The sequence below is a fragment of the Plantibacter sp. genome (assembly GCF_059073635.1).
Genome location: NZ_JCACOF010000010.1, coordinates 625,230 through 647,579, shown reverse-complemented (window position 1 = coordinate 647,579; position 22,350 = coordinate 625,230). Strand labels below are relative to the sequence as shown.

Here is a 22,350-nt window from a genome sequence, read left to right as displayed (position 1 = left end):
GACGGAATGACTGATTCCGTCCGGCTCTCGTGCTTGGAGCATCGGGTTACGTGCTCTTGACCATCTTGTCGGTGATGATCTGCATGACCGTGGTGTCGGCGAGCGTCGTGGTGTCGCCCACCTCGCGGCCCTCGGCCACGTCGCGCAGGAGACGGCGCATGATCTTGCCCGAGCGCGTCTTCGGCAGTTCGTTCACGAGGTAGACCTCGCGTGGGCGGGCGATCGGACCGATCTGTTCGCCGACCCAGCTGCGGAGCGCCCCGGTGATGTCCGCGAGTCCGGACGCCTGCTCGAGGTGGGACTCCTTGATGATGACGAAGGCGACGACCGCCTGCCCGGTGGTCTCGTCGGCCGCACCGACCACGGCGGACTCGGCCACCATCTCGTTGGCGACGAGCGCCGACTCGATCTCAGCGGTCGAGAGTCGGTGCCCGGAGACGTTCATGACGTCGTCGACGCGGCCGAGCAGCCAGACGTCGCGGTCCGAGTCGAGTCGGGCGCCGTCGCCGGCGAAGTAGAACGGGCCGCCCTCGACGTCCCAGAACTTCTCCCAGTAGGTCTCCTTGAACCGCTCGGGGTCGCCCCAGATGCCGCGGAGCATCGACGGCCAGGGCTCGGTCACGACGAGGAGTCCGCCGCCGCCGGCGCCGACCGCGTCACCGGCGTCGTCGACGACGTCGATGGCGATGCCCGGGATCGGGACCTGCGCGCTACCGGGCTTCGTCGACGTGACACCGGGAAGGGCCGACACCATGATCGCCCCGGTCTCCGTCTGCCACCAGGTGTCGACGATCGGCGCGACCTTGTTGCCGATGATCTTGCGGTACCACATCCACGCCTCGGGGTTGATGGGCTCACCCACCGAGCCGAGCAGGCGGAGTGACGACAGGTCGAACTGCTTCGGGATCTTCCGCCCGAGCTTCATGAAGGAGCGGATCGCCGTCGGAGCCGTGTAGAAGATGCTCACGCCGTACTTCTCGATGATCTCCCACCAGCGTCCCGGGTGCGGGGCGTCCGGCGTGCCCTCGTAGAGCACCTGCGTCGCGCCGTTCGCGAGGGGTCCGTAGGTGACGTAGCTGTGACCGGTGATCCAGCCGATGTCGGCCGTGCACCAGTACACGTCGGTCTCGGGGTGCAGGTCGAAGACGTTCTTGTGGGTGAACGCCGTCTGCGTCAGGTAGCCACCCGAGGTGTGCAGGATGCCCTTCGGCTTCCCGGTGGTGCCGGAGGTGTAGAGGATGAAGAGCGGCTGCTCGGCGGGGAACGGCTGCGCGTCGTGCTCGGGTTCGGCGTCGGCGATGGCCTCGTGCCACCAGAGGTCGCGTCCGGCCGTCCAGTCGACCTCGTTCTCGCCGCGACGGACGACGAGCACATGGTCAACGGTCGCCTGCTCGGGCAGCTCGCCGCGGCTCGCGAGCGCCGCGTCGACGGCGGGCTTGAGTGCGGAGACCTTGCCCTTGCGGTAGCCGCCGTCGGCGGTGATGACGAGCTTGGCCTCCGCGTCGTCGATGCGGGAGCGCAGGCTGTCCGCGCTGAACCCGCCGAAGACGACCGAGTGGACCGCGCCGATGCGCGCGACGGCGAGCATCGAGACGATCGCCTCCGGGATCATCGGCAGGTAGATGGCGACCCGGTCGCCGGCTTCGACGCCGAGGCTGGTGAACAGGTTGGCCGCGCGCTTGACCTCTGCCGTGAGCTCGGCGTAGGTGATCGTGCGGGTGTCGCCGGGCTCGCCCTCCCAGTGGAGGGCGACGCGGTCGCCGTTGCCGGCCTCGACGTGCCGGTCGAGGCAGTTGTACGCGACGTTCAGCTCGCCGTCGTCGAACCAGGTCGCGAAGGGTGGGTTCGACCAGTCGAGGGTCTTCGTGAACGGCTTGCTCCACGTGAGCAGCTCGCGGGACTGCTCGGCCCAGAAGGCGAGCCGGTCACTCGACGCCCGCTCGTAGAGCTCGGCGCTGGCGATCGCCTGCGCGGCGAACTCCTCCGACGGTGGGAATCGTCGGTCTTCGTGCAGCAGGCTGTCGATCTGAGTGCTCATCGTGTGTGTCTCGCTCCCTTGCGAATCCGCGTTCCTGACTCGACCTGCCGAGGCGGGTCGAGTCCGTGCCATGCACGAGCGTAGCGCGTTCTCGGTTGCGGATTTGTCACTCATCCGAACAAACTCGTGGGGCCAGTCTGTGAATGATCTGGGCATGGTAGGGAAACCACTCGATCTGGGGTCGTCTGAGTGCTTGTGTTCCCCGTTCACTGGCGTACACTTGGACCCGGCCGAATACACATTCGTGCATGCAGTGCCAGCGATTCCCCCCAATCCGGCACTGTAGAGGCGGCACCCATTCCCCCCAATGGGTGCCGCCTTCTTCTGTCTCCGGCGTCGGCTGCAGGCGGCCGCTGGTGAGTATTCGAATATTGCTTATAGTTCTGCCACTATCAGCTCTATGCTTCTGAGATGACCGATCTCTTCCTGGCCGTCGTCGTCGACATCGTCGGTTCCCGCCGTCTCGACGATCGCACCCGCGCTCAGCGTGCGATCCAGGACGTCTTCCTCCAGGTGGAGGCCACCTGGCCCGCCGAGCAGCCGCTGCGTCCCACGGTCGGCGACGAGTTCCAGGTCGTGTACGCGGACGTCGCGACCGCACTGCGGGCCACCACCCTCGCGCGACTCCTGTTCCCTGCGGAGGTCGACTGCCGGTTCGGCCTCGGCTGGGGCGAGGTCACGGACATCGACGCCGGGCAGGACGCGCATCATCCAGGACGGTTCCGCCTGGTGGCGGGCCCGAGCCGCCATCGACGAGGCGCATCGGCGGGAGGACAAACGTCAGCCGTACCTGCGATCGTGGTTCGAGGGCGAATCGCCCCAGGACGGAGACGCCATCGTGAACGCACTCCTCACCCTGCGCGACCACACGATCGATCAGATGCGGAACCCCCGACAGCGACAGCTCGCCGCGGGTGCGCTCCTCGGCCGATCGCAGGAGTCGATGGCGGCCGAGGTCGGCATCTCGCAGTCCGCGGTGTCGCAGAACCTGCAACGATCGGGCGGTGCCGCGCTCGTCTCGGCCCTCGACCTGCTCGCCGGAGCGCCGACTCGATGATCACGGCCGTCCTGCTGCTCATGATCGGGGTCGCCGACATCTGTCGTGGACTGATCCGGGGCCCGCGCTGGTCGCCGGCGATCGGGCTGGTGGTGGTCTGGCTGTTCGCCGTGCTGGGCCTCGGGCTCGACTGGTGGTGGCCGACGCTGACCGGCCTCGTCGCCCTCGGGTGGATCGTGACCATGCCGTCCTCGGACACCTCGCGACCGCGCGGACTCTGGCCCGTGCTGCTGCTCGGTCTCCTCGTCGTCGCCTCCACGCTCGTGTTCGGGGCGGGCGGGACGGCCGACAGCGCCGCAGCGCAGGTCTACGCGGGCTTCGACCTCGGCGTGCTGCAGGAGGTGCCCCTGGCCCTCGCCGTCGCAGCCGGGTCGACCCTCGTCTTCCTCACGCGGAGCAGCAACCTCATCGTGCGGGCGTCGCTGCGCCGCGCGCGTGAGGACGATGAGCCGCAACCGGCCGCGGCACCCGCCTCCGCCTGGACGGTCAGGATCCGCGGTCGAGAGTTGGGGAGCGTCGAGCAGGGCGGCACGCCGCTGCGTCCGACGACGCAGCTGCTCGGTGGCCGACTCATCGGCCCGCTCGAACGGGTCTTCATCGTCGTCCTCGCGCTGAGTGGTACCGGCATGGTGATCGCCGCCCTCGTCGCGGCCAAGGGGATCGTGCGCTTCCCGGAGATCTCCGAGGATCGCGGTGTCGGCGGCAAGGCTGAGGAGTTCCTCGTCGGCAGCTTCACGAGCTGGGCGATCGCCGCTGCTGCGGTGCTCTACCTCTGGGTGATCGCGGCCGGGTGAGGCGCCACGGGGTCCCGCGTCGGTTCACGAGGGACCCCGTGGCTCATCGCTGCTCGAGGAACGCCGCGAGCTGCTCCTGATCGGGGTACGACGCCTGGGCGCCGGCCCCGGTCGCCGCGTAGCTGCCGACGGTCGAGGCGAATCGAGCCGCGTCGACGAGCTCGTCTCCGGCAGCGAGTCGCAGCGCGAGGGCGCCCATGAACGCGTCGCCGCAGCCGGTGGTGTCGACGGCGTCCACCGTCGGCGACGGAACCGACGTCGGGTCGGCCTCGCCGTCGATCACGACACTGCCTGCGGCCCCGGTCGTGACGACGGCTCGTCGGATGCCGTGGCTGCGCAGTGCCGTGGCGGTCGCCTCCCACCCGGCCTCCTCCGGGTCGACCCCTGCGAGGTCGGCCGCCTCGTGCTCGTTCACGAGGAGGACGCCGGTCGCCTGGAGGAGCTCCTCCGGCACCGGACCGTAGGGGGAGAGGTTGAGGAGCACGAGCGCGCCGGCCGCGGCGCCCCGCCGGGCCGTCTCGAGCACGGTGTCGATCGGCACCTCGAGGCACAGGCAGACGACACCGGCACCGTCGAGCGCCGTCCACGCCTCGCCGATCCGATCCGGCGTGAGGGTGCCGTTCGCCCCGGGCGACACGATGATCGTGTTCTCCCCGGCGTCGTCGACGGTGATGACCGCGGTGCCCGTCGCGACGTCGTCACGTCGGGCGATCCGGGTGACGTCGACCCCGGAGCTCGAGAGCGACTCGAGCAGGAGGGACCCGTGCGCGTCGTCGCCGACCGCGCCGACCATGGTGACGTCGCCGCCGAGTCTGCCCGCGGCGACCGCCTGGTTGGCGCCCTTGCCGCCGGGGATGACGGCGAGTTCGGATCCCGTGAGCGTCTCCCCGGGCTGCGGGAAGCGGGCCGTGCGGACGACGAGGTCCGCGTTCAAGGACCCGACGACGACGATGCGTGGACTCTGCATGGTGACCTTCCTAGGCTGCCGAGGCGGTCTCGGCCGGACGGACCTCGGCGCCCGCGGGCTTCGGGATGAGGAACGACACCAGCAGGGCGACCGCGGTGATGCCCGCGCCGACCAGCATGGCACTCGTGTACCCGGCCGTCGACGTCCCTCCGGCGGGTGCGACGGCGATCTGGACGGCGGGGAGGACGACGAAGCTGAGGCCGGCGCCCAGGTTGAAGGCGCCCGCGTTCAGTCCGGGCAGGAAGCCCGGGTTCTCCTTCGGCGACAGGACGATGCCCAGCCCGTTGAGCATGATGTTGCCGATGCCCGCGTAGGTCGCACCGATGAGGACGGTCGTCGCGATGAGCACGGGGAGCGAGTGCACACCGACGAGCGCCATGATGACGATCGAGACGATGCTGCCGATGAGGCCGATGCGGAGCACGTTCAGGTAGCCGAGCGTGGGCGCGAGACGACCGGCGAACGGGCCGACGAGCCAGCCGACGAGGGCGTACGGCGTCAGGAACGCGAGGGAGGCGAGGTCGGCCTCCATGCTGAAGCCCGCGTCGGCGTTCTGGGCGATCGAGGTGACGAGGCCGTTGGCGACGGCGAAGACACCGGTCATCGTGAGCAGCGTCGTGAGCAGGAGCGCCCAGGTGCTGCGCTGGCGGAGGTACTTCGTGGCCACCAGCGGTTCGGCGACGCGGTTCTCGACGGTCCAGAAGATCGCGAACGCGACGAGGGCGAGGACGATGAACCCGCCGACGAGCAACCAGTTCGCCGCCGCGAGCTTGCCGGCCTCGTTGAACGCGGTGAGCAGGGCGGCGATCGACACGACGAGCGGGAGCACGCCCCACCAGTCCATCCTCGTGCCCTTCGAGGGCTGCGAGTTCGCGGCCCACAGGACGACGAAGACGATCGCGACGGCTGCGACGACGGCCATGGTCCAGAAGACGGACCGGAAGCCGTGGTTCGTGACGAGCCAGCCGCCGGCGAGGGCGTCGATCCCGGCGATGCCGCCGTTGACCGCGGTGATGAGGCCCATCATGGCGCCGTACCGCTTCGGGTCGGTGACCTCGGCGCGCAGCATGAGCAGGGTGATGGGCACGACCGGCCCGGACACGCCCTGGATGATGCGGCCGACGAACAGCATCTCGACGTTCACGGCGAGGGCTGCGACGACGGTGCCGACGAGCATGATGACGAGCATGCCCGGTCAGGACACGCTTCCGGCCGATGATGTCGCTGAGGCGGGGGAGGAAGACGGAGAACAGTGCGGCGGTGGTGAAGAACATCGTCTGCGAGAGGCCGATGGTGGCGTCGTCGGTCTGCAGTTCGCGCGCCATGCTGACGAGCGCGGGGCTCAGCATGCTGGCGTTCAACTGGAACGCGACGCAGGCGGCGAGCAACGCCGTCATGAGGGCGCCGATGCGGACGGCGGGCTTCGTGGAGTTCAGGAGGTCGCTCACAGCTCGATCTCCCCGATGTTCTCGAGGGCGTCGGTGACGAGGCCCCAGAAGCGTGCGTGGTCGAGCTCGGTCGCGGCCCAGGTGCTGCAGTCGTCCGGAGCCGGGCTGCGGAAGTCGGCGACCGTCATGCCGAGGGTGAGCGTGCCCGTGAGTTCGATGTCGATCGGCACCTTGACGGTCCGCACGATCGTCGGGTCGATCACGTAGGCGACCGCGCACGGGTCGTGCACGGGCGGGCTGTCGAAGCCCTGCGCGTCCTTGTAGGTGGTGCCGAAGAACTCGAGCAGCTCCTCGACGAAGCGCGCCGGGCCGGTGCCGATCGCGGCGATCCGCTCGACGACCTCCGGGGTGGCGAGGGCCTGGTGCGTGAGGTCGAGGCCGACCATGACGACGGGCCAGCTCTCGTTGAAGACGATGTGCGCGGCCTCGGGGTCGATCTTGATGTTGAACTCGGCCACCGCCGACCAGTTGCCGACGTGGTAGCCGCCGCCCATGAGGACGACCTCCTTGACGCGCTCCACGATGCGCGGCTCCTTGCGGGCTGCGAGGGCGATGTTCGTCAGGCCGCCGGTCGGGACGAGGGTGATCTCGCCCGGCTCGTGCGACATGACGAGGTCGATGATGAGGTCGATGGCGTGCCGGTCGTCGAGGGCGATCGCCGGTTCGGGGAGGACGGGGCCGTCCATGCCCGATTCGCCGTGGATGTCCGGCGCGTTCTCGAGCGGGCGCACGAGCGGGCGGTCGGCACCGGCGGCGAACGGCACGTCGGTGATCCCGGCGATGCGGGCGACGGCGAGGGCGTTCCGGGTGACCTTCGGGAGCGTCTGGTTGCCGACGACGGTCGTGACGGCGAGCAGCTCGATCTCGGGGTTGCCGTGTGCCAGGAGGATCGCGATCGCGTCGTCGTGGCCTGGGTCGCAGTCGAGGATGATCTTGCGGGGCATGGTTCTCCACATCGTTGGGGTGCTGGGGGAAGCGGGCGACACGGCACGTAAAGCGCTTCAGGTCCGCCGGGAGCAGCCTACGTCAAGCGCTTTAGGTTCGCCAAACCGGGTCGTTCGGCCCAGGGTTCCGCGGCCCCGATACGATCGACGGGTGCCCCTCGAACCGAACGATCCCCAGCCACGCGCCGCCCGTCGCGTCACGGCGGCGATGGTGGCGGAGCGGGCCGGGACGTCGGTCGCGACCGTGTCGCTCGTCGCCAACGGCAAGGATGCCGGGCACGTCTCGGCACAGAACGCCGAACGGGTGCGCCAGGCGATCGCGGAGCTCGGCTACGTCGCCGACCACGCCGCGCGGGCGCTCGCGAGCGGGTCCAGCAACCTGGTCGTCTTCGTGACGCCGGATGCGTCGAACCCCTATTTCGGTGCGGTGATCCGCGGGCTCCGGGCCGGCCTCGGCGACGCGTACCAGTTGCTCGTGTCGGTGACCGGGGAGGGCGACGTGCCGACGGCGGCGGCGCTCGGCCGACTCGCGGCCCTCCGACCGGCCGGGGTCGTGGTCGACGCGCCGAGCGAGGCCTTCCTGGACGAGCTCCGGCTCGACACCGCGCTCGTGTTGCTCGACGCACCCCGCCTCCCGACGACGACGGCGGAGGCAGCGTCCGGTGCCGTCGTCACCGACCGACGCGCCGTCTCCGTCGACTTCGACCTCCTCGGCGGTGTCCGAGCACTCCTCGACCACCTCCACGTCCTGGGTCACCGGCAGCTCGGGTACCTCGGTGGGCGCACGGCGACGGACACGTTCCTCCTGCGTCGACTGCTGCTCGAGCGCGAGGCCGCCGTGCGCGGGATGCGGGTGCACGCGGACGATCGCGCGGAGAGCATCATCGACCTCGAAGCGGCGGCCGCGGCGTTCGTCGACAGCTGGCCGCGGTGGCGCGACGCCGGGGTGACCGCGCTGGTCTGCGCGACCGACACGCATGCGTACGGGGTGCTGCAGTCGGCGCGGGCGATGGGCATGCCGGTGCCGGGGGAGCTCGCGGTGGTCGGGTTCGACGACCTGGCGTCGTCGGTGGTGAGCGACCCGCCGTTGACGAGCGTGCGGTTGCCCGGTGAGGCGCTCGGTCGCGCGGGCGCCGAGCAACTCCTCGCCCGGATCGAGGGCCGGACGGTGGCACCCGCCCCGGTGATCGCTGCGGACCTCGTCATCCGCGCCTCGACGATCGGTCGCTGAGGCGCACGGAGGTTCGCCGACGACGCTCCACAAGCGAGGCCGGTCGCGTGAGCTTGCGAGGTCCGCGCCTCCGCGCCTCGGGGTTCGAGCCAGGGCTTCTACGCTCGCCGCATGTCCGATCGCTTCGTCGTCTCCGTCCCACCCGATGCCGCCTCTCCTGATTCTCCGGAAGCGACGGTCGACGCCGAACCCGCTGGTGCAGCCGAGTCGCGCGGGGTCACGGCGCTCGCCGACTTCGGGGCTCTTGCTCCCTACCTCGCCGATCCGGGGGTCACCGACCTCTTCGTCAACGGTTCGTCCGGCCTCTGGCTCGACCACGGTGCCGGGCTCGTCCGCGAGGCGGGGTGGCGCTCCGATGAGGCGACCATCCGAGCGCTCGCGGTGCGCCTGGTGGCGAGAGGCGGGCGGCATGTCGACGAGGCGACCCCGTGCGTCGACGTGCGTCTGCAGGACGGGGTGCGGGTGCACGTGGTCCTCCCGCCGGTGTCGACCCGGGGGACGTTGCTGTCCATCCGGGTGCCGCGGGACGAGGCGCTGGGGTTCGATGCGCTGCAGGCCGCCGGGATGTTCCCGGCGGCGGTCGCCGAGCTGCTGCGCGACGCCGTCGCCGCCCGGACGAACATCCTCATCACCGGTGCGGGTGGCTCCGGGAAGACGACGCTGCTCGGCGCCCTGCTGGGCCTCGCCTCGCCCGCCGAGCGGCTCGTCGTGATCGAGGACGTCGCGGAGCTGCGGATCCTCCACCCGCATGTCGTCGCCCTCCAGTCGCGCCAGGCCAACCTGGAGGGGGCCGGCGGCATCGACCTCGAACGCCTCCTGCGCGAGGCCCTCCGCATGCGTCCCGACCGGCTCGTCCTCGGCGAGTGCCGGGGGCCCGAGGTGCGCGAGCTGCTGTCGGCGCTCAACACCGGGCACGACGGTGGTGCCGGCACCCTCCACGCGAACTCCGTGACCGACGTGCCCGCCCGTTTGGAGGCGCTCGGTGCGCTCGCCGGCATGAGTCAGGAGGCCGTCGCCCGTCAGGCGACGAGCGCGATCGGACTCATCGTGCACCTGGCACGGCTCCCGGTCGGCCGGCAGGTGGTCGCGGTCGGCCGCCTCCTGATCGACGAACACGATCGCCTCTCCGTCGAGGAGTTGCCGTGACCCGGCTACGGGTCCTGCGGCGGGTGCTCGCGGCGCTTCCCGGCGCGGCCCCACCCGATGACGACGGCCCGGCACGCGTGGCGCGCACCACCCGTCGTCTGGCCGTGCTGCTGGGTGCCGGCGTCGCACCCGGCAGTGCCTGGAGGCATCTCGCCCTGGAAGCGGACGCCGATGCGCGGACGCGATCAGCCAGCGGTGTCCGTCGGCCTCGCGACGGATGAACCGGACGACGAAGCCGGCCCGACGAGCGATCATCGGGCCGACGCGGCGGTGCTGTCAGCGGTGGCCGATGCTGCAGCGCACGGCGGCGACCTGCCGGCGGCGATCGCCGCCATCGCTGATCAGGAGACGGGTGCTGGCGCGCGCACAGCCTGGGCGGGCCTGGCCGCCGCTTGGCAGGTCGCTGCGATCAGCGGCGCGCCACTCGGCGTCTGTCTGCGCGACCTCGCCGGGTCGCTGCGCGAGTTGGACCGCATCGGTCGCGACGTCGGCACGGCGCTCGCCGGACCGTCCGCGACGGCGAGGCTGGTGCTCTGGTTGCCGCTCGTCGCCGTCCTCCTCGGGATGGCCCTCGGCTTCGACACGCTGCGGACGCTCTTCGCGACGCCTCCTGGGCTCTGCTGTCTCGCGGCCGGCGTGGCGTTCCTCGTCGTCGGTGCGCGCTGGAGTTCGGCGCTCAGTGCACGGGCGGCCAGGCGCGACCCCGCACCGGGGTTGTCGCTCGACCTCGTCGCGGTGGCGATGGCGGGTGGGGGAGCGGCGCCGGCGGCCCGGTCGATCGTCGAGGAGGCGTGCGAGCGGTTCGCCGTCCCCTACGACGGTGCCACGATCACGAGCGTCCTCGCCCTGTCGGCCAGGGCGGGCATCCCCGCCGGTGAGCTGCTGCGCAGCGAGGCGGAGCAGCAGCGTGATCAGGCGCGGTCCGACGGTGAGCGGGCAGCCGCGATCCTCGCGACCCGCCTCATGATCCCGCTCGGGGTCTGCATCCTGCCGGCCTTCCTCCTCGTCGGTGTGGCTCCGCTCCTCCTCAGCGTCGTCACGTCGACGACGCTCGGCTTCTGACGAACTGTTCGCCGCCGACCCGCCTTGCTGCAGTGGCGTTGACTGCTTCAGTCGCGGGAGCGTGGCAGTGCGCGCCAGCAGCGTGCACCGACGAGCACGGCGACGGCGATGATCACGATCGGCACGAGGATCCACGCGACGTCGCCGGACCAGCCGACGCCGATGCCGTCTTCGTTGGCGAAGGCGAGCACGTCGACGAAGAAGAACCGTGCGTGCGCTTCATCGAGTGTCGACTGCTCGACCACCGCGAGCATCCCGAGGGTGAACAGGGCGAACGAGAACCAGTAGGCGAGGATCGCGACACCGCCCCAGATGACCCCGATCGACCAGGTCGGTCGCAAGCGGGCCGGGTCGTCGGCGTAGCGGGCGGCCAGAGCGCGTGGTGAGCCGAGGTCGGCCACGGCGATCGTCATCGGTCGCTGATCGACCGAGAGCTCGTCCCGGAGTGAACGGATGATCGAACGGCGTTCCCGCCCCGTGACCACGGCCTCGAGGTGCCAGTCGAGGCGCTGCAGGTACGAGTCGCGTCGCCAGCGGTCCGCGACGCTCAGTCCGCGTGCAGCGCGCTCGGCGAGCAGGTCGTCCGGGGTGGGGTGCTTCTGGTCGATCATGCTGATGCTCCTTCAGGGTCGATTCCTCGTTCGGCGATGTCGGTCATCGCCCTCCAGCGGGCGATGGCGTCGAGCCTCGCCGCGTCTCCTCGTTCGGTGATCGCGTAGTACTTCCGTGCTGGGCCGCCCGAGGAGGCGACCCGACGCGCGGTCACCAGTCCGTCGCGTTCGAACCGGCTGAGGACCGGGTAGACGACCCCGGTCGCCAGATCGGCCAGGCCGAGGGCTCGGAGCCGCTCGACGAGCTCGTATCCGTAGGTCTCGCCGCGGTGCACGGTGGACAGGATGAGCATCGGCAACACGCCTCGGAGGAGTTGCGAGTCGCGCGCCGCCAGCTGTTCATCCATGACTATTACTCAAGCATGAATAGCGGTTCGGTGCAAGGCGAGTTCGCTCCACAACCGGCCTGTCGACCCGGCCCGTCGCCGACGTCGGATCCGCCCGCGCGTCGTTGGACGCGGTCGCCGAACATGGAGGTGTTCGTGCCACGAGCGCAGCACTCCGGTGCGGGGAAGGAACATCATGATCACGATCGGTCGTCGAGTCGAGCAGCGTGTCACGCGCGAGGTGCGGCGCGTCCTGCAGGACGAACGGGGGTCCGCCACGGCGGAGTACGCGGTGGCCACGATGGCGGCCGTCGGGTTCGCCGGACTCCTCGTCGCCATCCTTCGCGGAGACGAGGTGCGGGGCATCCTCACCGACCTCATCCGACGAGCCCTGACGGCGAACGGTTGAGCCGTGCGGCTGAAGGTACCGACGTGCCGTTCGGAGGACGGCGCGGTGACGGCGGAGTTCGCGGTCGTCGTCCCGGCCGTCGTCCTCGTGCTGGCGATGGGGCTCTCCGCGGTGCAGGTCGGGCTGACCCAGCTCCGTGCGACCGACGCCGCGGCGGACGCAGCACGGAGCCTGGGGCGAGGCGACGACGCCGGGACCGCGGCGGGTCGGGTCGCGCGCGTCCTGCCGGGGGCCACCATGACGAGTGGCGTGGAGGGCGACCTCGTCTGCGTGCGCGTCGACGCCGTCGGCGGATCCGGCCTGGCCGGCGTCGTCCCGGTGTCGGCATCCTCGTGCGCCATGGGCGGCGGCCGATGAGCGTGAGGTGGCGCCGCCTGGTCCTCCGCGCGGCGCGAGATCCTGCGCGACGAGACCGGAGCCGGGTCGGTTCTGGCGGCAGGCATCCTCGGGGCGCTGGTCGCCGTCCTCCTGGCGACGCTGCCCGTCGTGACGCTGTTCGCCGCTCATCAGCGAGCGGCCAACGCGGCCGACGCAGCCGCGTTGGCGGCAGCCGACACCGCGTCCGGTCGTCTCCCAGGCTTCCCCTGCGAAACTGCTCGCATGGTCGCGGCGCGCAATGCGGCGTCGCTCGGCACCTGCAGTGTGGAGGGCGTCACCGTCCTCGTCGACGCCACTGTCGACACGGCCTTCGGCGCCATCACGGTCGCCGCGAGAGCCGGACCTCCTCCGGAGGCGTCCGGCGCCGTCGTCGGGGTGCCCGCGACCGCCACCTATTAAGAGGTAGCGGTGCGATCGGTCAGCCCTGACCGGAGTCGGTCGTGAAGACCGCCTCCAGGAAGCGGTAGTCGACGGCGCTCGGGGCACCGGAGTCGTCGTACTCCTCGCCGGTCGTCCGGGCGTACCGGTAGACCTTGCCGGCGGTGCCGCTCGGCACGTCGACGGTGGGCGTCGGTGATCCGTGGTCGCTGAGTCGGGCGCTGATCGTCTTGCCCTCCAGTGGACCGTCGGTCAACTTCACGGTGTAGTTCGTCTGGGTACTCATGGCAGACATTCTGCTCCGAACGCCGCAGAACGCAAGGGGATGGACACGCGCGTGGCCGCCCCACGATTGGACAAGCCTGCTGTGCACGTGTGTATGGTGTGCCTGATGGAAGGAGCCTCGTGGCAGGCAAGAAACTCGTGATCGTAGAGTCACCGACCAAGATGAAGTCGATCGCCGGATATCTCGGTGACGACTACGAGGTGCTGTCCTCGGTCGGTCACATCCGCGACCTCATCGAGCCGAAGAACCTTCCCGCCGAGCTCAAGAAGGGCTCGCTCGGCAAGTTCTCGGTCGACGTCGACAACGGCTTCGAGCCGTACTACGTCGTCTCCGACGCGAAGAAGAAGACCGTCGCGGACCTCAAGCGCGCACTCAAGAACGCCGACGAACTCCTCCTCGCGACTGATGAGGACCGCGAAGGCGAGGCCATCGCGTGGCACCTCCTGCAGGTCCTGCAGCCCAAGGTCCCCGTCAGCCGCATGGTCTTCCACGAGATCACCAAGGACGCCATCCTCGCCGCGAAGGACAAGACGCGGCCCCTCGACACCGACCTCGTCGACGCCCAGGAGACCCGCCGCATCCTCGACCGCCTCTACGGGTACGAGATCTCGCCCGTGCTCTGGCGCAAGGTCGGCCCCGGGCTGAGCGCCGGACGCGTGCAGTCCGCCGCCACCCGACTCGTCGTCGACCGGGAGCGCGAGCGCCTCGCCTTCCGCGCCGCCTCCTACTGGGACGTCATCGCCCGCTTCCTCCCCGAAGCCGACGCCACCGGAGCGCCCTTCACCGCACGTCTCGTCCGGCTCGACGGCGACCGCGTCGCCACCGGCCGCGACTTCGACGACCTCGGACAGCTCAAGGGCAGTGCCGTCCCGCTCGACGAACAGCGGGCCACGGCGCTCGCCGCAGCACTCGAGCAGTCGAAGGCGACCGTCCTCTCCGTCGAGTCCAAGCCGTACTCCCGCCGGCCGGCGGCTCCCTTCACGACCTCCACGCTCCAGCAGGAGGCCGGGCGCAAGCTCCGGTTCTCCGCTCGCCAGACGATGAGTGTCGCGCAGTCGCTGTACGAGAACGGCTACATCACGTACATGCGTACCGACTCGCCGTCGCTGAGCAAGCAGGCGATCGACGCGGCCCGGAAGCAGGCTGCTGCCCTCTACGGTGCCGAGACGGTGCCCGACAAGCCGCGCCTCTACAGCGGCAAGAGCAAGAACGCGCAGGAGGCGCACGAGGCGATCCGTCCCTCGGGCGACACCTTCCGCACGCCGTCCTCGCTCTCCTCGACGCTCCGCGGCAACGACTTCAAGCTGTACGACCTGATCTGGAAGCGCACCGTCGCAAGCCAGATGGCCGACGCGAAGGGCTCCACGGCGACGATCACGCTCGAGTCGAAGACCGACGTCGGCCGCGCCGAGTTCACCGCGTCCGGCACCGTCATCACCTTCCGCGGCTTCCTCGCCGCCTACGAAGAGGGCCAGGACGAGGACCGCAACTCCCAGGACGACGCGTCCGAGGCGAAGCTGCCGCCCCTCACCGAAGGCCAGCAGCTCGGCATCGAGGACCCGGAGGCGAAGGGGCACGAGACCTCGCCGCCCCCGCGCTACACCGAAGCCAGCCTGGTGAAGCGGCTCGAGGAGCTCGGCATCGGCCGACCGTCCACGTTCGCATCGATCATCTCCACGATCATCGATCGCGGCTACGTGACGCAGCGCGGCCAGGCGCTCATCCCCAGCTGGGTGGCGTTCAGCGTCGTCCGTCTCCTGGAGGAGTACTTCGAGGAGCTCGTCGAGTACGACTTCACCGCGGAGATGGAGAACGACCTCGACCGGATCGCCGGCGGCTCGGTCGACCGCGTCGACTGGCTCAAGGGCTTCTACTTCGGCGACGATTCGGGTCGCGGCCTGCGTCAGGTCATCGACAACCTCGGCGACATCGACGCCCGCCGCATCAACTCGATCGTCATCGACGACGGGGTCACGCTCCGCATCGGCAAGTACGGCCCGTACCTCGAGGTCACGCCCGACGGTCCGCCGCCGGCCGAGGGAGAGGAAGCCCCGACGCCGCGTCGGGTCAACCTGCCCGAGGACCTCGCGCCCGACGAGCTGACGCCCGCGAAGGCGCACGAGCTCATCGACGCACCCGTCGTCGGCGATCGCGTCATCGGCGTGAACCCGACGACCGGCAAGGAGATCGTCGCGAAGGACGGACGCTTCGGCCCGTACATCACCGAGGTCGACCCGGAGCCCGAGGCGGAGCTCTCCGTCGACACGGCGACCGGCGAGGTGACCGAGCCTGCTGCGGGTGCCAAGAAGAAGGCCCCCGCCAAGAAGAAGGCGGCGGCCGAGAAGCCCCGCACCGCGTCGCTCTTCAAGTCGATGGACCTCGCGACCATCGACCTCGAGACCGCGCTCAAGCTCCTCGACCTGCCGCGCGTCGTCGGTGCCGATCCTGAGTCGGGCGAGGAGATCCTCGCGCAGAACGGTCGCTACGGTCCGTACCTGAAGAAGGGCACCGACACCCGGTCGCTCACCTCCGAGGACGACATCTTCGCGGTCGACCTCGCCGGTGCCGTCGAGCTGTTCGCACAGCCCAAGTACGGAGCCCGGAAGGCGTCGAGCGCCCTCAAGGAGTTCGAGGCCGACCCCGAGAGCGGGAAGCCGATCAAGATCAAGGACGGCCGCTTCGGCGCCTACGTGACGGACGGCGTGACCAACGCGACGATCCCTCGTGGCGAGGAGGTCGAGGACGTCGACTTCGAGCGAGCGGTCCAGCTCCTGGCGGACAAGCGTGCGAAGGGCCCGGCGAAGCCGAAGGCCGGTCGCAAGGCTCCCGCGAAGAAGGCACCCGCGAAGAAGGCTCCGGCCAAGAAGACCGCCGCCGCGAAGACGGGGACCGCCAAGACGGCGGCCACGAAGTCCGCGACGGCCACGTCGACCGCCCGTTCGGAAGCGGCGAAGAAGGCTGCCGCGACCCGCGCCGCGAACAAGGCGGCTGCGGCGAAGGCCGACGCCGTCACGTGAGCGAGGGAGGACGCCCTCGGGGCCTGTTCATCACCCTCGAGGGCGGCGACGGTGTCGGGAAGTCGACGCAGGCGCGACTCCTGAGCGACTGGTTCGAGCAGCAGGGGCGGACGGTCGTCCGGACCCGCGAGCCGGGCGGCAGTGAGCTCGGTGTCGAGATCCGCGAGATCGTGCTTGCATCACCGAGGCGACATCAGCCCGCGTGCCGAGGCCCTGCTCTACGCGGCGGACCGCGCACACCACATCGCCACCGTGGTGCGCCCGGCCCTCGCGAGGGGCGAGGTCGTCCTGCAGGACCGGTACCTCGACTCGTCGGTCGCCTATCAGGGCAGCGGACGCGTGCTCGACGCCGAGCAGATCCGCAGCATCTCGCTCTGGGCCGCCGAGGACCTCCTGCCCGACGTCACCGTCCTCCTCGACCTGGACGTCGCGGTCGCCCGTGGTCGTCTCGACAACGCCAACAAGCGGTTCGACCGGCTCGAGGCCGAGGCGCAGGACTTCCACACCCGGGTGCGGGAGTCGTTCCTCGCCCTCGCGGCCGCGGAGCCCGAGCGGTTCCTCGTCGTCGACGCCGCGCTCCCGCCCGAGCGACTGGCCGCCGACATCCAGGCCCGCATCGCGCCGCTCCTCTGAGCGCACACCCTCCCGCTCCCTGAGCGCACACCCTTCCGGTCCCTGAGCCTGTCGAAGGGCACACCCTTCCGGTCCCTGAGCCCACACCGTTCCGGCCCCTGAGCCCACATCCTCCCGGTCCCTGAGCCTGTCGAAGGGCACCCCGCCGGCTCAGGTCGGTACCGCCCGGTATCGTAGAGGCATGGCTTCCTGGACCGACTTGACGGGTCAACGCGACGCGATCGAGCTCCTCCAGTCGGCGTCGGACCCGGTCACGCCCAAGGGCCTCACCCACGCCTGGCTCATCACCGGGCCGCCCGGTTCCGGCCGGTCGACCCTCGCCTACGCGTTCGCCGCCGCGCTCCTCAGCCGCGAGCCCGGGGGCGACGACGTCACCCGTCGTCAGGTGGAGGCGCGCACCCACCCCGACCTCTCCGCGCTGAGCACCGATCGCGTCATCATCACGATCGACGAGGTCCGCGACCTCGTCCGGAACGCCTACCGCGCGCCGTCCGTCGGTCGCTTCCGCGTCATGGTCGTCGAGGACGCCGACCGCATGACCGAGCGCACGTCCAACCTGCTGCTGAAGTCGCTCGAGGAACCGCCGAGCAGCACGATCTGGGTGCTGTGCGCGCCGAGCGAGGCCGACCTGTTGCCCACCATCCGGTCGCGCGTCCGCTCGGTCCGCCTCGGCGTCCCCACCATCGACGACGTCGCCGAGCTGCTGGAACGGCGCGACGGTGTGGCACCTGAACTCGCCGAACGCGCCGCTCGCGAGGCGCAGAGCCACGTCGGCATGGCTCACCGTCTCGCGACCGACCCCGGCGCTCGGCAGCGCCGTGAGTCCACGCTCCGTGCCGTGCTCGACATCAGGAGCGCGGGGCAGGCTGTCGTCACCGCTGGCCGCCTCCTGGAGCTGGCGGGCGACGACGCGAAGGCGTACACCTCGCTCCGCGACGAGGCCGAGCGGGAGAGCACCCTGCGCTCACTCGGCGTCGAGCCCGGTCAGTCGGTCCCGCCGGCCCTCCGCTCGCAGGTCCGGGCGATGGAGGAGGACCAGAAGCGGCGCGCCACCCGCAGCCTGCGCGACGGGCTCGACCGGATCATGGTCGACCTGCTCTCGCTGTACCGCGACATCGTGCTCCTGCAGCTGGGGCACGACGCCACGATCATCAACCGTGAATTGCGTCCGGAACTCGAGGAAGCCGCTCGCCGGACGACGCCTGCGGTTACGATCGAAACCTTGGAGGCGATCTCCGTCGCCCGCACACGAATCGAAGGGAACGTCGCCCCGGCGCTGGCCTTGGAGGCCATGCTCGTGTCGGCGGTCCGGTAGGGAGCCTCTGTGACTTCGCCCAGGCAGCAGCCGTCGGACTCGACGGGATCGACCGGTGCACCCCGTCGCAGGGGTCCCGGTGCGCGCCGTACGGCGCGGGTCGCCCTGGTGGCCGGTCTCGCGGTCGCGGCGCTCACCCTGAGCGGGTGCGTGACGGCCTTCCTGCCGCCGAAGGCCGCCGAGCCGACGACGTCGTCCTCCTCGCCGGCGACGAGCGACGTCGACGCCGAGCTGAAGCCCTTCTACGAGCAGAAGCTCGACTGGAAGACCAGCGGCTGTGCCGACGGCTTCGAGTGCGCCACGGCGAAGGCGCCCATCGACTGGGACAACCCCTCGGACGGCGAACTCTCCCTGGCGCTCGTGCGTCACCAGGCGACGAACGGCAAGCCGATCGGCTCGCTCTTCATGAACCCCGGCGGTCCGGGTGGTTCCGGCTACAGCCTCGTCGCCGACAGCCTCGATTTCGCGGTCGACAAGGACCTCCAGGAGAACTTCGACGTCGTCGGCTTCGATCCCCGCGGTGTCGGCAAGTCGACGCCGGTGACCTGCCTGACCGACTCGGAGATGGACGCGTACCTGTACGACGTGACGCCGGGCAAGCGCGGCTCCGACGAGTGGATCGCCGCGAACGAGAAGGCCGCCAAGGACTTCGGCGACGCGTGTGCGGAGGAGACGGGCAAGATGCTCGAGTTCGTCGACACGCAGAGCGCTGCGAAGGACCTCGACATGCTGCGCGCTGCCGTCGGCGACAAGCAGCTCTACTACCTCGGCTACTCGTACGGCACGTTCCTCGGCGCGACCTACGCGGAGCTCTTCCCGAAGAACGTCGGGCGCCTCGTGCTCGACGGTGCGATCGACCCGTCGACGTCGAACTTCGAGGTCGTCAAGGAGCAGGCCAAGGGCTTCGAGAGTGCTCTGCGTGCCTACCTCGAGGACTGCATGACGGGCAAGGACTGCCCGTTCAGTGGCTCGGTCGACAGCGCGATGACCGAGATCAAGACGCTCCTCGACGAGGTCGACGCGAACCCGATCCCCGGCGACGACGGACGAGAGCTGGGCGGCAACACCCTGCTCACGGCGATCATCTACCCGCTGTACCAGGCCGATGCCTGGCCGTACCTCAGCCAGATGTTCGACGAGGTCATGCAGGGCGGGACCGACATCGCGTTCCAGTTCGCCGACGGCTACAACGGTCGCAACGAGTCCGGCAAGTACGCCGACAACCAGACCGAGGCCTTCAACGCGATCAACTGCCTCGACTACAGCTACGACGACGACAAGACGAAGATGGCCGACGAGGCGAAGCAGCTGGAGGAGGCGGCTCCCGTGATCGGCGAGTACATGGCCTACGGCGACACGTTCTGCGCCAACTGGCCGTACCAGACGCGGACCGAGCGTGGGGAGATCCACGCGAAGGGTGCTGCGCCGATCCTCGTCGTCGGGACGACGAACGACCCGGCCACGCCGTACGTCTGGGCGCAGAACCTCGCGGAGCAGCTCGACAAGGGTCAGCTGATCACCTACAAGGGTGAGGGTCACACCGGCTACAACAAGGGCAGCGACTGCGTGAACCAGGCGGTCGACCAGTACCTCATCGACGGCACGGTGCCGTCGAAGGACCCGATGTGCAGTTGACGGCGGGATCCTGATGACCATGACGGCGCCGGCTGAACTCGGGCTCCGCGAGCGGAAGCGGCTCGCGACGCGTCGGGCGATCCAGCACGCGGTGCTGACGCTCGCGAGTGAGCAGGGGCTCGAGAACGTGACGGTCGAGGAGGTGAGCCGTCGGGCGGAGGTCTCGCCGCGGACCTTCTTCAACTACTTCGGGACGAAGGAGGAGGCGCTGATCGGCGACATCCCGCTGATCCCCGACGGCGACGCCCTGCACGCCTTCCTCACCGCCGGGCCCGCCACCGACGTGCTCACCGATCTGGGGGAGCTCCTGGCCCGGACCGTCGGTGACGCCGACGAGGACGTCGAGATCCACCATCTCCGCAAGGACGTGCTGCGCGACCACCCGCACCTGCTGGGTGCGCGGATCGCGAGCATGCGCGGCTTCGAGGAGGGCCTCTACAAGGTCGTCGAGCGTCGGGTGCTGAACGACGACCCGACGCTCGCGGAGGACGCCGAGGCACTGTTCGACCGCTGCTGGATGGTGACGATGGTGGGCTTCGCCGGCCTGCGTCATGCCTGGCGCTGCTGGGCCGATGCGCCGACCCCCGGGTCCCTCGCCGAGCGGATCCGTCGTTCTTTCGCCGAGCTGTACACGACGGTCCAAAAGCTGCGCTAACATGGATACTCGTGCGCCGGGCGACCAGCGCACGCGCCGCCCTAGCTCAGTCGGCAGAGCATCTCACTCGTAATGAGAAGGTCAAGGGTTCGATTCCCTTGGGCGGCTCCACCAGCATCACCCGGCCGTTGCCCTGGAAACCCCAGGTCAGCGGCTATTTTTTTGCCCCGACCCGGCCGCACACGTCTCCTGACTTTGGTCGTCAGGTGTGGTTTTCGGCCCGATTGACAGCAACGCTGACAGCAACGGCTGACAGCAACGCCCGCGGACGCCGACGAACCGCGGCGCACGACAGCGGTCAGTCGAGGCTTGGACCCCGGTCGTTGAGCGCAGCGTTCATCGCTGTGGAGGCGCTCTTCAGCGTCGCTGGTGCGACGTGCGAGTAGATGTCGGAGGTGATCGCCATGTTCGAGTGTCCAAGGATCTCCATGACGACTCGCATCGGCACGCCCTGCGAGAGGAGCAGGGATGCGCAGGTGTGGCGCATGTCGTGAAAACGGATGCGGCGGATGCTCGCGGCGGCGATGTCCTTGTCGAAGGTTCGGCGCAGGTTGCTGGGCTCGATCGGTGTGCCGATCTTTGTCGTGAAGACCAGCCCGGTGTCGTCCCATGCTGGTCCTGCGGCCCGGCGGTCGCCATCTTGGATCGCCAGTCGCCGTTTCAGTGCATCGGCGGCGAGATCGGGCAGGGGGAGTGTTCGTCTTGAGCGCTTTGTCTTGGTTGGGCCGATACTCATGCCCTGCCCGGCGCCGGCACGATGTGCTGTCTGGCGAACGCGGAGCTCTGTACGTTCAGCGTTGACGTCCACCCAACGAAGGCCCAGGAGTTCACCTCTTCGCATGCCGAGGGTAAGCGCCAGGGCATAGATCTCGGCGAACTGTGAGTCACGACTGGAGTCGAGGAAGGTCGAGGCGTCCTCTGCAGTCCATGGCTCGACTTCGGTGTCCTCGAGTTTCGGCGCTCGGACGAGCGAGGCGACGTTGCGAGATATGTGTTGTTCTCTGGCTGCTTCGCTCGAGGATGCTCCGAAGCACAGCGTGCGCGAGCCGGACGGTGTGCGCGGATACACCGGTGCGGGCGATGGCAGTGTGCATCTCGCGCACGTGCGCTGGCGTGATCTGCTCCAGCTTCTTCGTCCCGAGAGTGGGCAGAATGTGCTTCCCAAGTATCCATTCGTAGTTGGCTCGTGTCGTCGGTCGGAGCGCTGTCGGAGCGACGTGTTGCATCCAGTGGGCAGCGTACGTCTGCATCGTCCAGCCTGACACCGCTGTCGGCACTCCGCTGTCCGTCTGCGTGATGAGGTCGCGGACCTTGGCTGCGACCTCTGCCTTGGTGCGCCCGTAGACCTGTCGACGCTTTTGAGATCCGTCCGGCGCCAGCACGTAGGTGGCTCCAGTCCATCTTCCGTCCGAGCGCTTGTAGATCGACCCCTCGCCATTGGCGCGCTGGCTCAATCTCCATCCTCGCCAGCGAGCTGACGAGCGAAACGATGAAGTGCTGAGACGGGGATGCGCCTGGCTCGCCCGATCTTGACACTCGACAACTGGCCCAACCTCATCAGGTCATACACCGTGGAGCGGCCCACTCCGAGTGATTCTGCTGCCTCTTCCGCGGTGAGCATGAGCTTGTCGATTGCCATAGGGATCCGTTCAGTCGTTGGGCGCCTGAATGCGCACCCTTTGACTGGTCTTGCCTATGAACTCCGTAAGCGGCGGACTCCGGCGGATTGCTCGTCGGCCGGTTCTCAAGTTGAGTCGAAGTCTTCGAGAGACGGTTCAGCTTGGGAAGCTGAAATTACCAACTGTCGGCTAACTGTTGCTCACTGGGGCCCACTTCCGTGTGTTTCCGCGAGAGCATGTCACATAGTGAGCCGTGGTTTGCTCGAATGCACACGTCGACGTCTCAGATAGCGGCGTCGGGACGGCTGCGAGGCGAATCGGGTCACTTCCTCGCAGCCGCGCCGACGTCGACGCTGAGGGAGCTGCGTCGGCGCAGACTTCGGGCGTGCCTGCCCCAGCAA

Annotated in this window: 23 protein-coding genes, 1 tRNA gene and 3 pseudogenes; 15 read left to right on the top strand and 12 right to left on the bottom strand. The window is 69.5% G+C overall.

Features of this window, described 5'->3' with window-relative positions:
* Positions 1 to 46: 46 nt before the first annotated feature.
* Both acs and AC5JOC_RS15255 read right to left on the bottom strand, forming a co-directional pair.
* Positions 47 to 2,038, bottom strand: coding sequence for an acetate--CoA ligase (gene acs / locus AC5JOC_RS15260; RefSeq protein WP_192005598.1), 1,992 nt, complete (start codon positions 2,036 to 2,038; stop codon positions 47 to 49).
* A 375-nt stretch (positions 2,039 to 2,413) separates the two neighbouring features.
* Entirely contained in the window at positions 2,414 to 2,749 is a 336-nt protein-coding gene (locus AC5JOC_RS15255; protein WP_494246736.1) for a hypothetical protein, read from the bottom strand.
* Positions 2,750 to 2,876: 127 nt separating this feature from the next.
* Here AC5JOC_RS15255 and AC5JOC_RS15250 point away from each other — a divergent pair, with 127 nt between their 5' ends.
* On the top strand, positions 2,877 to 3,095 hold the full coding sequence (locus tag AC5JOC_RS15250) for a hypothetical protein (RefSeq protein ID WP_494246735.1): 219 nt from the start codon (positions 2,877 to 2,879) through the stop codon (positions 3,093 to 3,095).
* Positions 3,092 to 3,889: a hypothetical protein gene (locus tag AC5JOC_RS15245; protein WP_137243709.1), complete on the top strand. Its 798-nt coding sequence runs from the start codon at positions 3,092 to 3,094 to the stop codon at positions 3,887 to 3,889. Before AC5JOC_RS15250 ends, AC5JOC_RS15245 begins: the two co-directional genes overlap by 4 nt.
* A 43-nt stretch (positions 3,890 to 3,932) precedes the next feature.
* On the opposite strand, the gene AC5JOC_RS15240 is transcribed toward AC5JOC_RS15245, so the two are convergent.
* The 4 genes and pseudogenes from AC5JOC_RS15240 to uriH all read right to left on the bottom strand — a co-directional run bounded on the left by AC5JOC_RS15240 (position 3,933) and on the right by uriH (position 7,248).
* Positions 3,933 to 4,856 carry a ribokinase gene (locus AC5JOC_RS15240; RefSeq protein ID WP_124769887.1) on the bottom strand — a complete coding sequence of 308 codons (924 nt, stop codon included), beginning with the start codon at positions 4,854 to 4,856 and terminating at the stop codon, positions 3,933 to 3,935.
* A 10-nt stretch (positions 4,857 to 4,866) separates the two neighbouring features.
* Positions 4,867 to 6,045: an MFS transporter gene (locus tag AC5JOC_RS15235; protein WP_494246734.1), complete on the bottom strand. Its 1,179-nt coding sequence runs from the start codon at positions 6,043 to 6,045 to the stop codon at positions 4,867 to 4,869.
* Positions 6,046 to 6,118: 73 nt separating this feature from the next.
* A pseudogene (locus AC5JOC_RS15230) lies at positions 6,119 to 6,181 on the bottom strand (hypothetical protein); the annotation flags it as partial.
* Positions 6,182 to 6,300: 119 nt separating this feature from the next.
* Complete coding sequence (uriH, locus tag AC5JOC_RS15225; RefSeq protein ID WP_079003118.1) at positions 6,301 to 7,248, bottom strand: uridine-preferring nucleoside hydrolase UriH; 948 nt, start codon at positions 7,246 to 7,248, stop codon at positions 6,301 to 6,303.
* Between the two features lie 151 nt (positions 7,249 to 7,399).
* Here uriH and AC5JOC_RS15220 point away from each other — a divergent pair, with 151 nt between their 5' ends.
* The 4 genes from AC5JOC_RS15220 to AC5JOC_RS15205 all read left to right on the top strand — a co-directional run bounded on the left by AC5JOC_RS15220 (position 7,400) and on the right by AC5JOC_RS15205 (position 10,687).
* Complete coding sequence (locus AC5JOC_RS15220) at positions 7,400 to 8,479, top strand: LacI family DNA-binding transcriptional regulator (RefSeq protein WP_494246733.1); 1,080 nt, start codon at positions 7,400 to 7,402, stop codon at positions 8,477 to 8,479.
* 111 nt (positions 8,480 to 8,590) lie between these two features.
* Complete coding sequence (locus tag AC5JOC_RS15215) at positions 8,591 to 9,625, top strand: TadA family conjugal transfer-associated ATPase (RefSeq protein WP_494246732.1); 1,035 nt, start codon at positions 8,591 to 8,593, stop codon at positions 9,623 to 9,625.
* A complete protein-coding gene (locus AC5JOC_RS15210; protein WP_494246731.1) occupies positions 9,622 to 9,846 on the top strand; it encodes a hypothetical protein in 225 nt (74 codons plus the stop codon). Before AC5JOC_RS15215 ends, AC5JOC_RS15210 begins: the two co-directional genes overlap by 4 nt.
* Entirely contained in the window at positions 9,821 to 10,687 is an 867-nt protein-coding gene (locus tag AC5JOC_RS15205) for a type II secretion system F family protein (RefSeq protein ID WP_494246730.1), read from the top strand. Before AC5JOC_RS15210 ends, AC5JOC_RS15205 begins: the two co-directional genes overlap by 26 nt.
* Positions 10,688 to 10,734: 47 nt before the next feature.
* On the opposite strand, the gene AC5JOC_RS15200 is transcribed toward AC5JOC_RS15205, so the two are convergent.
* Both AC5JOC_RS15200 and AC5JOC_RS15195 read right to left on the bottom strand, forming a co-directional pair.
* Positions 10,735 to 11,298, bottom strand: a complete 564-nt coding sequence (locus tag AC5JOC_RS15200; RefSeq protein WP_494246728.1) for a hypothetical protein — start codon at positions 11,296 to 11,298, stop codon at positions 10,735 to 10,737.
* The gene (locus tag AC5JOC_RS15195) at positions 11,295 to 11,645 is read right to left on the bottom strand and encodes a PadR family transcriptional regulator (protein WP_079706884.1); all 351 of its coding nucleotides are present in this window, start codon (positions 11,643 to 11,645) and stop codon (positions 11,295 to 11,297) included. Before AC5JOC_RS15195 ends, AC5JOC_RS15200 begins: the two co-directional genes overlap by 4 nt.
* 175 nt (positions 11,646 to 11,820) lie before the next feature.
* Between AC5JOC_RS15195 and AC5JOC_RS15190 the strand changes: the two genes are divergently transcribed.
* From AC5JOC_RS15190 to AC5JOC_RS15180, 3 genes are read left to right on the top strand one after another with little or no spacing between them, the layout of a single operon-like run.
* Positions 11,821 to 12,033: a DUF4244 domain-containing protein gene (locus tag AC5JOC_RS15190; RefSeq protein ID WP_121293956.1), complete on the top strand. Its 213-nt coding sequence runs from the start codon at positions 11,821 to 11,823 to the stop codon at positions 12,031 to 12,033.
* Positions 12,034 to 12,078: 45 nt separating this feature from the next.
* Complete coding sequence (locus AC5JOC_RS15185) at positions 12,079 to 12,390, top strand: TadE family type IV pilus minor pilin (protein ID WP_159879647.1); 312 nt, start codon at positions 12,079 to 12,081, stop codon at positions 12,388 to 12,390.
* Between the two features lie 39 nt (positions 12,391 to 12,429).
* Positions 12,430 to 12,810: an Rv3654c family TadE-like protein gene (locus AC5JOC_RS15180; RefSeq protein WP_494246896.1), complete on the top strand. Its 381-nt coding sequence runs from the start codon at positions 12,430 to 12,432 to the stop codon at positions 12,808 to 12,810.
* A 19-nt stretch (positions 12,811 to 12,829) separates the two neighbouring features.
* Here the strand turns inward: AC5JOC_RS15180 and AC5JOC_RS15175 are convergent, their stop codons facing one another.
* Complete coding sequence (locus AC5JOC_RS15175; protein WP_079706888.1) at positions 12,830 to 13,075, bottom strand: DUF8847 domain-containing protein; 246 nt, start codon at positions 13,073 to 13,075, stop codon at positions 12,830 to 12,832.
* A gap of 161 nt (positions 13,076 to 13,236) precedes the next feature.
* On the opposite strand from AC5JOC_RS15175, the gene topA reads away from it, so the two are divergent.
* From topA to AC5JOC_RS15145, 6 genes and pseudogenes are all read left to right on the top strand, one after another.
* On the top strand, positions 13,237 to 16,092 hold the full coding sequence (gene topA / locus AC5JOC_RS15170) for a type I DNA topoisomerase (RefSeq protein ID WP_494246895.1): 2,856 nt from the start codon (positions 13,237 to 13,239) through the stop codon (positions 16,090 to 16,092).
* Positions 16,089 to 16,725 (top strand): annotated as a pseudogene (tmk, locus tag AC5JOC_RS15165) (dTMP kinase). The gene topA and the pseudogene tmk overlap by 4 nt, the downstream one beginning before the upstream one ends.
* Before the next feature lie 181 nt (positions 16,726 to 16,906).
* Complete coding sequence (locus AC5JOC_RS15160; RefSeq protein ID WP_137243700.1) at positions 16,907 to 18,040, top strand: DNA polymerase III subunit delta'; 1,134 nt, start codon at positions 16,907 to 16,909, stop codon at positions 18,038 to 18,040.
* Positions 18,041 to 18,148: 108 nt separating this feature from the next.
* A complete protein-coding gene (locus AC5JOC_RS15155; protein WP_494246727.1) occupies positions 18,149 to 19,675 on the top strand; it encodes an alpha/beta hydrolase in 1,527 nt (508 codons plus the stop codon).
* A 19-nt stretch (positions 19,676 to 19,694) separates the two neighbouring features.
* Positions 19,695 to 20,330, top strand: a complete 636-nt coding sequence (locus AC5JOC_RS15150) for a TetR/AcrR family transcriptional regulator (RefSeq protein WP_175117477.1) — start codon at positions 19,695 to 19,697, stop codon at positions 20,328 to 20,330.
* A 35-nt stretch (positions 20,331 to 20,365) separates the two neighbouring features.
* Positions 20,366 to 20,441 (top strand) — tRNA-Thr (locus AC5JOC_RS15145).
* 187 nt (positions 20,442 to 20,628) lie between these two features.
* Here the strand turns inward: AC5JOC_RS15145 and AC5JOC_RS15140 are convergent.
* The 3 genes and pseudogenes from AC5JOC_RS15140 to AC5JOC_RS15130 all read right to left on the bottom strand — a co-directional run bounded on the left by AC5JOC_RS15140 (position 20,629) and on the right by AC5JOC_RS15130 (position 21,951).
* The gene (locus AC5JOC_RS15140) at positions 20,629 to 21,399 is read right to left on the bottom strand and encodes a site-specific integrase (protein WP_494246726.1); all 771 of its coding nucleotides are present in this window, start codon (positions 21,397 to 21,399) and stop codon (positions 20,629 to 20,631) included.
* Positions 21,400 to 21,433: 34 nt separating this feature from the next.
* Positions 21,434 to 21,580: pseudogene (locus tag AC5JOC_RS15135) on the bottom strand (N-terminal phage integrase SAM-like domain-containing protein); the annotation flags it as partial.
* A 200-nt stretch (positions 21,581 to 21,780) separates the two neighbouring features.
* Complete coding sequence (locus tag AC5JOC_RS15130; protein ID WP_494246894.1) at positions 21,781 to 21,951, bottom strand: helix-turn-helix domain-containing protein; 171 nt, start codon at positions 21,949 to 21,951, stop codon at positions 21,781 to 21,783.
* Between the last annotated feature and the right edge of the window lie 399 nt (positions 21,952 to 22,350).